This window comes from Roseobacter sp. AzwK-3b (assembly GCF_000170875.1).
Classification (GTDB): domain Bacteria; phylum Pseudomonadota; class Alphaproteobacteria; order Rhodobacterales; family Rhodobacteraceae; genus Roseovarius; species Roseovarius litoreus.
Genome location: NZ_ABCR01000003.1, coordinates 386,552 through 397,103 on the forward strand (window position 1 = coordinate 386,552; position 10,552 = coordinate 397,103).

Sequence of the window (10,552 nt, forward strand, 5' to 3'; positions counted from 1 at the left end):
GGGGACAAAGCCCACGCGCGCCAAGGTCTTGTTCGTCAGGTCACGATGTCGATCTTTTCGTCGACGATGATCGTGGCATCCTGACCAAGTGTATAGATATCGTATCCCTGTGGCTCGAGCGCGCCGCCATTGACCCTTTGCGCCCCGGTGATGATGACCGTGTCGTCCGTCCCACCTTCGATTTGCAGCGTGTCGGAATTGTCCGACAGCGCCCGAAGCTGCTCTTCGGTGATGGTCAACTGGCTGCGATCGGCAAAGCGCAGATCGACCGTCTCGATCTGGAAATCGGCCAGGTTGGGATTGGCGAGGTTCACGGTCGAGGTATTGACCTCGTCCAGCACAAGATAGGTGCTGGAGGTGTTCTGTGCGGCATCGGTCGTCGTGACCACCAGGTGCGAGCCGTCGGGGATGGATTGCGCCTGCCCCGACTGGTTGAGGAAGAAGTGATCCGTCTCACCGAGGAAGGCGTTTTCATCCGCATAGAGCGCCATTTCGTTGACGCTGCCATCGGCACCGACCTGATGCACCGAGACCGGGTCATCCCCTGTTTCGGTGGTGATATAGCGATATCCGCCGCCCTGCCGGAAATATCCCACGATTTCGGCTTCGTCGGGGGCGACCATGTCGATCGTGATCGATCCGGGGATCGTGTCCACGTTGCCCGCGGGATCGGTCACGGTGATCGTCGCCTGCGCCGTGGTTTCCGTGCGCGGCACATCGCCTTGCGGGATAGTCAGCGTCCAGTCACCATTGGCGTCGCTGGAGGTGCGGTAGGTCCGGCCGAAGATCTGGATGCGCAGTTGGGAATTGGCCTCGGCGGTGCCGGTCATCTCCAACCCGCCTTGCGCTGCGGCGATATTGGCCACGCCGTTGATGGCGCCGGTCGTCGGGCCTTGGGCCATGTCCAGAACCACGGTGTCGATGAAGATCGTTTCGGTCAGCTCCGAGACGTTGCCCACGGGATCCTCGACCGACACGGTCAGGGTGCCCGGGCGCTGCCCCGGCGGGATCGCGTTGGGGCCGAAGCGCACGGTCCAGTTGCCGTCACCGTCCACGACCGCCTGTCGGCTGACGCCGTCGATATCCACCCAGACAATCGAGCCCGGCTCGATCGTGCCGGAGATGTCGAACCCGCTGCGCACGATCTCGGCGTTGAGAACATTGCGCCCATCCGTGGTGGTGGCGAATTGCGGCGGGGTCAATTGCAGATCATCGACACGGGTATCGACCAGCAGCGTGCGGCTGACCGTGTCGCTGTTGCCGTAAGGATCGGTGATTGTCGCCGAGACGACGGGATTGTGCCGACCCGGTGTGAGATCCTGCATGTCGTACCGCTGTTGCCAGATACCGGCGCTATTGGCCCGAACGGTGAATTCCACCCCATCAAGATCCACCACCACATTGGCGAAGGGATCTGCCGTGCCCGACACGATCACACCGTTCTGATAGGCGGTGGCGTTGATCACGCCTTGCGTGCCGATTGCGTCGCCATTCAGCGTCAGGGTGCCCGCCTCGGTATCGACCGAGATGCTGCGCGTGATCGAGCGCACGTTGTTTGCGCCATCCGTCGCGGTGATGGTCACGTCTTCCTGATAGGTGCCGGGCGGAATCTGCGCCCCCGAAAACTCGGCGCTCCAATTGCCCGACGCATCGAGATCGGCAGTCACGACGGCGCCCATGAAACGCAGAACGACCGAGTTCGAGTTGGGCTCTACCGTGCCGTTGAGAGCAAAGCCGCCCGAGATCTCGGACCCGCTGATCATGCCGTCCTGACCGCCGGGCGTGCCCTCTTGCGTGAGGTCGCGCACTTCGAGATCGACGCGGATCGTCTCGGAGGCGCGGCTGACATTGCCTGCGGCATCCTGCGTGACAGCGGTGATGGTGGCATCGAACTGCGTGTCGGGCAGCGCGAAGGGATCGAACTCGGCGCGCCAGGTGCCGCTGGCACCGGCGGGAACATGCTGTGTCTGACCATGCATCGATACGGTGACCGTGGTTCCCGGCTCGGAGGTGCCGGTGACGATCAGCCCTTCGTTGCGGGCGATATCGCCGTTGAGCACGCCGCGATTGCCCACGGCACTGGCGTTGATGGTCAGGCCAGGATGGATCGTGTCGATCGAGATCGTCTCGGTCAGGGTGGTCGTGTTGCCCGCGCTGTCGGACGCAACGATGGTCACAACCTCGTCGTAGTCGCCATCGGGAAGCTGGCCGGGCTGGAACGACACGGTCCAGTCGCCGTTCTGGTCCACAACGGTCGAGCCGGTGACGGTGCCGATGGTCACGGTGATGGTGGCCCCCACCTCGCCCGTGCCGGAAATATCGACATTATCATCGTAATCCGCAGCATTGACCACGTGACCCGAGGACATGACCCCGTCGGTCACGGCGGCTTCGGGAGGCGTCGTGTCGATGATGATCACCGGCACCTGCAGCACGGTTTCGGTGCCGTTGGGCTCGGTCACGGTCACGGTCACGCCGTGATCGCCATCGGGCGGGAAATTCGGACCCGCGAACTCTGCCTGCCATGTGCCGTCCGGGTTGGCGGTTGTCTCAACGGTCTTGCCGCCGATCTCGACCACCACGGTCGAGCCGGGTTCGGCGCGGCCGGTAATGGTGATCGTGCCGTTTTCCGCACCGTCCCCACCGATCGAGATCGGCCCTTGCTCGTTGACCAGCGGTTCGATCCGCGGCGGCGTGTCGGCAGGTGCGCCGCCACCGCCAGGAACGCCGCCGGGAATGCCGCCGCCGCCCGAACCGCCACCGCCAACGCCCGTCGCAAGACCAGCGGCCACGGCCGTGGCCGCAAGGCCCGCAGCCCCTGCTCCGGCACCGCCCAGAAGACCGGCGCCGCCCAGAAGGCCCGCGCCGAGCATCGACACGGTTTCCTCGCCGGCTTCTCCAGCGGGTGCCACGACTTCTGCGCTGTCGAGGAAGATCAGATCGTCCGACGGGCTCCATTTGCCCCAGATCTCGGTCGGACCGTATTGGGCATAAAGCGCGCCCTGCTGGCCCTCGATCAAGGTGACTTCGTTGAGGTAGCCATCGGCGCTGATGAAGAGCCGCGACTGGGGCGTGCCTGCCGCGTTGAAATACCCGTCGAGAACGATGACCCGGCCATCCGCCAGGGTGATCTCGAGCGCGGGGCCATCACGGCGATAGGTTTCAATTTCGAATTGTCTAAGGTTCAGGGAGATTTCCTGCCCGTTGCCGACAGGAATGATCGTGACATCCGCGTCATTTCCGACATCGCCACGAACCAAGGGTCCCGTATTCGAACGGGTCACGTAACCAATACTCATAACCGCACCACTCTACCTCAAGTGAAGCCCCGTCTTGATGCGAGGTCATATTCATATCTTAAGAGTCTACTATTTTCCGTGCTCAACTTCTAGTCATTTTTTTCCAACACCCCCCAAATAGCACGTCTGAGAGCAGATATCGTGGGTTCTGGCAGGGATTTTCGCGACGCCCTGATCCTTGGCACAGGCCACATGGCACGCCCGCCAAAGGGGCAACAGGGCATTTGCACGCTGAGACATCACCAGATTTGGGTTGACGCATAGCAAGCATACCAACAAAGTCGCGCAGGTTTTCCGACATTTCAACGAGGCCGAAGTGAGCACACAATTCTCTGATACCGTTGCGCTTTTGGGCGATCTGATCGCCTTTCCCACCGTCTCGGAATTCAGCAACCTGGACATGATCGCCTACCTGGCGCATCGGCTGGAAGGCGAAGGCGCCAAGGTGGACATTTTCCACGACGAAATCGGCCATAAAGCCAATCTTTTCGCCACGATAGGACCCGAAGTTGATGGGGGCATCGTGTTATCGGGCCATTCGGATGTGGTGCCCGTGGATGAGCAGGACTGGGCCAGCTACCCGTTCGAGATGACCGAACATGAAGGGCTTCTTTATGGGCGTGGGACCTGCGACATGAAGGGGTTCATCGCGGCGGCGGTGGCGATGGCGCCCTATTTCGCCGAGCGGGTGCGGGACCGGCCGATCCATTTCGCCTTCACCTATGACGAGGAGGTGGGATGCCTTGGCGGACAGGCTCTGGTCGAAAGTCTCAAGCAGCGCGGCATTCGGCCGGGCGTGGCGATCATCGGCGAACCGACCTCGATGCGGATCATCGAAGGGCATAAGGGCTGCTATGAATATACCACGCATTTTCATGGGCTTGCGGGCCACGGCTCATCCCCGGATCGGGGCGTGAACGCGGTGGAATACGCGGTGCGTTATGTCAGCCGCCTGCTGGAACTGAAGGACGACTTGCGCAGCCGGGCGCCCGCGACAAGCCGGTTTGACCCGCCCTGGACGACGATCAACACCGGCAGCCTGTCGGGGGGTGTGGCGCATAACGTGATTGCGTCGATCGCCAAGCTGGAATGGGAGATGCGCCCGGTGCAGGCCGAGGACGCGCAATATGTGAAAGATAGCCTGCGGGACTATTGCAACGATGTGCTGCTTCCGGCGATGCGCGCGGTCTGTCCTGATGCCTCGATCATCACCGAGGTGATCGGCGAGGTGGAGGGGCTGGAGCCCGCAGATGTCAATGAAGCCAAGGACATACTGATGGAACTTACCGGAGCGAACACCGCCGATCTGGTGCCCTTCGGGACCGAGGCGGGGTTGTTTCAGAGCTATGGGATGTCGGCGGTGGTCTGTGGGCCGGGGTCGATCGAGCAGGCGCACAAGCCGGATGAATATGTGTCATTGGACCAATTGCAGCAATGCGTTGATATGCTGGGCCGGTTGGGCGACAAGCTGGCGGCGTAATATGCCTCCAGATCAAGGGCTTGGCGTCAGGTCTTCACGAAGGTGAGGTAATGGGGACTGCGGCCTTCGCGCAGGGCTTTTTGCTCGTAACGTGTTGAAATCCAATCAGTCCACGGCTCCCGCCAATCGGCGGGACGCTCGGCCTGCCATGTGAAGCCATGGCGCGGCACCTCTTCGAGGGTCTGGCGCACATAGTCGGGAATATCCGTGGCGACACGGAAAATAGCACCTGATTTCAATACCCTAGACAAAGGCTCAAGATATCCGGGCGTGACGAAACGGCGCCGGTGGTGGCGCTTTTTGGGCCAGGGATCGGGATAGAACAGAAAGGCGCGTGAGACGGAATTTTCGGGCAGAACATCGAACATATCGCGGACATCACCGGGGTGAACCGCTATATTTTGTGCGCCACTGTCGCGGATCTTGCCCAGAAGCATGGCCACGCCGTTTATGTAAGGTTCGCAACCGATCAGACCGATGCCGGGATTGTGGACAGCCTGATGCACCATGTGTTCGCCGCCGCCGAAACCGATCTCGAGCCAGATATCCCGATCCCCGAAAAGAGATTTCAGATCAAGGGGTTCGCGGTCAGGGTTCACGTCCCAATCGACCGGTCCGGGCGAGAGTTCGGCAAGGTCCTCGTCGAGATAGGTCTGTTGCGACGGGCGCAGACCCTTGCCCTTGAAGCGGCCATAGAAATTGCGCCACGGGGCGCCAGAGGGGTGTTTTTCGCTGCTCATGGGGACCAGATGCACCAGATCGGGGGCGGGCTGCAAGCCCCCTGACGGAGCGGAGGCTATGTGTAGGGTTCGTACGAAACCTACACGCGTTCAGGACGAAACCGGGGGCAAAAGAAAGGAGTTGTGTCCATGTTGGACACAACTCCGGTTTTGGGCGCGTAAACGGGTCGGATCAGACGGCTTTTTTCAACGCCTCGACCAGATCGGTTTTTTCCCAGCTGAAGCCGCCATCGCCATCGGGTTCGCGCCCGAAATGGCCGTAAGCGGCGGTGCGCTGGTAGATCGGCTTGTTCAGCTGCAGCTTGTCGCGGATGCCGCGCGGGGTCAGGTCCATGACCTTGGCGACGGCCTCTTCGATCTTGGCGGGTGGCACGTCGCCGGTGCCGTGGGTGTCCACGTAGATCGACAGCGGACGCGCCACGCCGATCGCATAGGAGAGCTGCAGGGTGCAGCGTTCGGCCATGCCTGCGGCGACCACGTTCTTGGCGAGATAGCGCGCGGCGTAAGCGGCCGAGCGGTCCACCTTGGTCGGGTCTTTGCCGGAAAACGCGCCGCCGCCATGCGGGGCCGCGCCACCATAGGTGTCGACGATGATCTTGCGACCGGTGAGGCCCGCGTCGCCGTCAGGGCCGCCGATCACGAAGGTGCCGGTCGGATTGACCCACCATTCGGTGCGGGCGGTGATCCATTCGGCGGGCAGAACCTCGCGGATATACGGCTCGACGATGGCGCGGATGTCGTCGCTCGTCTGGGCTTCGCTTTCGTGCTGGGTCGAGAGCACGATCTGCATGACTTCGACCGGCTTGCCGTTTTCGTAGCGCAGCGAGAGCTGGCTTTTGGCATCAGGGCGCAGCGAGGGTTCGACGCCGGATTTGCGCACCTCGGCCAGCCGGCGCAAGATCGCGTGGCTGAACTGGATCGGGGCGGGCATGAGCGCGTCGGTCTCGTTGGTGGCATAGCCGAACATGATGCCTTGGTCGCCTGCGCCTTCGTCACCGCGTTCGCCGGTCACGCCTTGGGCGATATGGGCGGATTGCTCGTGCAGGAGGTTGGTGATCTCGCAGGTTTCCCAGTGGAACTTGTCCTGCTCGTATCCGATGTCCCGGATGCAAGCCCGAGCGATGTCTTCGATCCGGTCCATGTAGACGCGCAGGCGGTCCTGATCCTGAAGTCCGACCTCGCCGCCGATGACGACGCGGTTGGTGGTGGCGAAGGTTTCCGCAGCCACGCGGGCGTTGGGCTCCTCGGCCAGGAAAGCATCGAGGATGGCGTCCGAAATCCGGTCACAGACCTTATCGGGATGCCCCTCCGAAACGGATTCGGAGGTAAAGATGTAATTGTCACGGGACATGATGAGAGTGCTCCATTGTATGTCAGCCGTCACGCCAGGAAGCCGTTGTGACGGGTTCGTCAGTGGTTAAGCGGCCTGTGAAGGCGCGTCAATCGCTATCTGAGCGCGCCGGAGACCTGTTGCGCAAGAATGACAGGGCCAGCAGCAACAGTGCGCCACCGATGGACGGACTATCGCCGGTTCGGGCATAGATGGTGGGGGGCAAGGGCGGCGGCAAGGGGGCATCGCGCCAGCCCGCCTGCCCCAAGGGGATCGAGGCGGTGACACGGCCCGCCGCGTCGATCATCGCCGAGACACCGGTATTGGCGACACGGATCATCGGCAGGCCCTGTTCGACGCTGCGCAGGCGGGCTTGGGCCAGATGCTGGTAGGGACCCGAGCGAGTGCCGAACCACGCGTCATTGGTAATGAGCAGCAGCATGTCGGGGCGCGCGGGTGCGGCGCGCACGTCCTGCGGAAAGACGCCTTCGTAGCAGATGAGGGGCAGCGCGAGGCCCAGATCGCCGAGGCCGATCACCTGCGCGCCCGGCCCCGAGGAATAGCCGTTGCCCGCCTGAGCGGAAAAGGCGGTGATCCCGAAGCGGGCGAAAAAATCGCCGAAGGGGATGTATTCGCCGAAGGGGACAAGGTGGTGCTTGTCGTAAAGGGCGACCACCTGTCCCGAGGCGTCGAGCATCACCAGAGAGTTGAAATAGCGCAGCTCATCGGTGCGTTGCAGGCCAAGAACCACGGGCGCGCCGCCTGCGGCCGCCGAGATCGCGTCAAAGGCCGGACCGGCACGCTCGAGTAGCACGGGGATCGCGGTTTCGGGCCAGACGATCAGATCGGGGCGGGCGGCAGGCGTGGGGGCGCCCTGCCCGTCCGGTGGTGCGGAGGTGAAGGCGATCTGTCGCTCGAAGAAGGTGCGGGTGTGGTCGGGATGCCATTTGAGATGCTGGGCGGCATTGGGCTGGATCAGGCGCACGATGGGGGCATCGGGCGTGGGCTGTGCGGCAGGCGTCAGCGCGGCCCCTGCCCCATGGAGTGCGGCAATGAGCGCGAGTGCCACGAGGGCCGCCGGGCGCGGGCCTGTCGCCGCACGCCAGAGCGCCGCCGCCGCCGCAAGCACGATCGCCGTCAGCATCAGAGAGCCGCCCCAGGACGCCCAGTGAAGCCAAGCGGTGTCGATCAGGGCATGGCCCGTCTGCGCCCAGGGAAAGCCGGTGAAGAGATAGGTGCGCGCGGCTTCGGACAGGAGCAGCGCGGCGATCCACGCAAGCGCCCCGCCGCCCGCCGCGCGCGCCAGCGCAAAGCCCGCCGCCCAAAAGAGCGCCAGCCCCGCCGAAAGGCCGAAGAGCGCGAAAGGCGCCATCCAGCCATGGCGCGCGACATCCACGAGGAACGGCTCGACGATCCAGTTGAGCGAGAGCATGAAATAGCCGGTGCCCGCCGCCCAGCCGAGAAACCCCGCGCGGCGCCATGTGGGCGCGGCGGTGAAGATCGCGAAGAGCATGGCAAGGGCTGCCACGGTCAGTGGCCAGAGCCCCCACGGCGCCTGCCCCAGCCCGGCCAGCGCGCCGATCAGCGCGCAGAGGATCAGACGGTTGCGCGGGCGCAGACCGGCGGCCCATGCCGCGAGGCCGACAAGGCGGGTGTCAGGCATCCTTGTGGTCGGGAAGACGCACACGCAGGCGCTTGATTCGGCGCGGATCGGCATCGATCACCTCGATCGAGGCGCCGGAGGGATGTTCCACCACCTCGCCGCGCACCGGGACACGGCCCAGCAGCATGAAGACGAGACCGCCCAGGGTGTCGATCTCTTCCTCGTCCACCTCTTCGGCGTCGGTCAGCGACAGGCCGGTTTCGGCCTGAAACTCGTCGAGCGGGGTCTTGGCGACGGCGAGATAGCTGCCGGGGCTTTCGCGGACGAAATACTGATCCTCGTCCACGTCATGTTCATCCTCGATCTCGCCGACGACCTGTTCGATCAAGTCTTCGATCGTCACGAGACCGTCCACGCCGCCATATTCGTCGATCACAAGGGCCATGTGGCGCCGGTCGGTCTGCATCTTCTGCAAGAGCACGCCGATCGGCATGGAGGGCGGCACGAAGAGCAGCGGGCGCAGCATCTTTTTCAGCGAATAGGCGCTGGACTGCCCGTTGAAGCCGTGGCGCAGGGCGAAATCCTTGAGATGGACCATGCCGATGGGGGTGTCGAGCGTGCCCTCGTAGACCGGCAGGCGGGTCATGCCGCTGTCGCGGAAGACATCGACCAATTCATCGCGGGAGATGGCAACCGGGACCGAGACGATATCGGCCTTGGGAATGGCCACATCCTCGACCGCCATGTCGCGCAGGTTGCGCAGGCCCGGCATGGCGCCGGCCGCCGAGGCGTCGGATCGGGTCTCATCGGTCTGGGTGTCATCACCGGGGGAGAAGACCCCGATGATCCGGCGGAAAAACCCGGCTGGTTCATCGTCATCGTCATGCCTCTGAGGCTGCGCGCTTTGCGCCGCGTTAGAGGACTCGTCTATACTGTCGCCCATCGTCTCTTGTGTCCGTTGGCGGGGTGCAGGCACCCCAATGCAGTCAATATGGGTCAGGGACCCCCAGTTTGCCAAGTATCGCCACTTCGGTTGTTTCCATCAAAGTGGCATCTTGGTCACGGATATGGTCATAGCCGAGCAAATGTAACACCGCATGCACGATCAGATGCGTCACATGGTCCGGCAGCGGTTTTCCGGCGGCCTCGGCCTCGCGCTGGCAGGTGTCCCAGGCGATGGCGATGTCGCCAAGCGGGGTGGGCGCGTCGTCACCCGCTTGCGCGGGCGCCTCGGGACGGGCGCCGGGGGTGTCGGGGGCGAGATCGGTTTCGGGCCAGCTGAGGACGTTGGTGGGCACCGGCTTGTCGCGGAAATCGGCATTGAGTGCGGCGATGCGCGCATCGTCACAGGCGAGGATGGCGATTTCCCACGCGTCGGGCGCAAGGCCCAGATGGGTCAGCGCCGCACGGGCGGCGGTTTCGGCGAGGCCGGGCAGATCGAGCGTCTGCCAGCGGTCGTCTTCGAGCATGGTTTCGGTCAGCATGGGGGGAGGATCGCGGGTTTCGGTTCGGGGGATTGGGTTGCTGGGTTGGGTTCGGGGGCACTGCCCGCAGGATAGTTTTCGGGGGCTCTGCCCGCAGGGTGAGATTCGGGGGCTCTGCCCGCAGTGCAGGAGTCGGGGGCTCCGCCCCCGGGCCCCCGGGATATTTGGGGCCAGAAGAAACGCAAGGGCCTGCCCTTGCCGGGGCAAGGGTCGTGGTGGCGCGAGCATGAGCCGGGGTCAGGCATTCAGGCGCCGGGCGTGTCGGCTTCGTAGGCTTCGATGATCGCGGCGACGAGCGGGTGGCGGACCACGTCCTTGGAGGTGAAATAATTGAAGGACACGCCGGAGATGCGGGTGAGCAGGCGTTCGGCGTCATGCAGGCCGCTGGTCACGCCGCGCGGCAGGTCGATCTGGCTGCGGTCGCCGGTGATGACCATGCGCGAGCCTTCGCCCAAGCGGGTGAGGAACATCTTCATCTGCATGGAGGTGGCGTTCTGCGCCTCGTCGAGCACGACGAAGGCATTGGCCAAGGTTCGCCCACGCATGAAGGCGAGCGGCGCGATCTCGATGCGCTTTTCCTCGATCAGCTTGGCCAGTTGCTTGCCGGGCAGGAAAT

At 63.7% G+C, this 10,552-nt stretch carries 8 protein-coding genes and 1 riboswitch; of the genes, 1 reads left to right on the plus strand and 7 read right to left on the minus strand.

Annotated elements, in window-relative coordinates; translation table 11 throughout:
- Positions 1 to 35: 35 nt before the first annotated feature.
- Positions 36 to 3,284, minus strand: coding sequence for an Ig-like domain-containing protein (locus RAZWK3B_RS08125; protein ID WP_157132195.1), 3,249 nt, complete (start codon positions 3,282 to 3,284; stop codon positions 36 to 38).
- A gap of 331 nt (positions 3,285 to 3,615) precedes the next feature.
- Here RAZWK3B_RS08125 and argE point away from each other — a divergent pair, with 331 nt between their 5' ends.
- The gene (argE, locus tag RAZWK3B_RS08130) at positions 3,616 to 4,779 is read left to right on the plus strand and encodes an acetylornithine deacetylase (protein WP_037295375.1); all 1,164 of its coding nucleotides are present in this window, start codon (positions 3,616 to 3,618) and stop codon (positions 4,777 to 4,779) included.
- A gap of 26 nt (positions 4,780 to 4,805) precedes the next feature.
- On the opposite strand, the gene trmB is transcribed toward argE, so the two are convergent.
- The 6 genes from trmB to RAZWK3B_RS08160 all read right to left on the minus strand — a co-directional run.
- Positions 4,806 to 5,519 carry a tRNA (guanine(46)-N(7))-methyltransferase TrmB gene (gene trmB / locus RAZWK3B_RS08135; protein ID WP_037295263.1) on the minus strand — a complete coding sequence of 238 codons (714 nt, stop codon included), beginning with the start codon at positions 5,517 to 5,519 and terminating at the stop codon, positions 4,806 to 4,808.
- Between the two features lie 172 nt (positions 5,520 to 5,691).
- The gene (metK, locus tag RAZWK3B_RS08140) at positions 5,692 to 6,870 is read right to left on the minus strand and encodes a methionine adenosyltransferase (RefSeq protein WP_007813992.1); all 1,179 of its coding nucleotides are present in this window, start codon (positions 6,868 to 6,870) and stop codon (positions 5,692 to 5,694) included.
- 8 nt (positions 6,871 to 6,878) lie between these two features.
- A riboswitch (SAM-SAH riboswitch) is annotated at positions 6,879 to 6,927 on the minus strand.
- A gap of 31 nt (positions 6,928 to 6,958) precedes the next feature.
- A complete protein-coding gene (gene lnt / locus RAZWK3B_RS08145) occupies positions 6,959 to 8,512 on the minus strand; it encodes an apolipoprotein N-acyltransferase (RefSeq protein WP_007813994.1) in 1,554 nt (517 codons plus the stop codon).
- Complete coding sequence (locus tag RAZWK3B_RS08150) at positions 8,505 to 9,395, minus strand: hemolysin family protein (RefSeq protein WP_007813995.1); 891 nt, start codon at positions 9,393 to 9,395, stop codon at positions 8,505 to 8,507. The genes lnt and RAZWK3B_RS08150 overlap by 8 nt, the downstream gene beginning before the upstream one ends.
- A gap of 43 nt (positions 9,396 to 9,438) precedes the next feature.
- On the minus strand, positions 9,439 to 9,936 hold the full coding sequence (gene ybeY, locus RAZWK3B_RS08155; protein WP_007813997.1) for an rRNA maturation RNase YbeY: 498 nt from the start codon (positions 9,934 to 9,936) through the stop codon (positions 9,439 to 9,441).
- Positions 9,937 to 10,181: 245 nt separating this feature from the next.
- A partial coding sequence (locus tag RAZWK3B_RS08160; RefSeq protein WP_007813999.1) for a PhoH family protein occupies positions 10,182 to 10,552 on the minus strand: 371 nt, incomplete at its 5' end.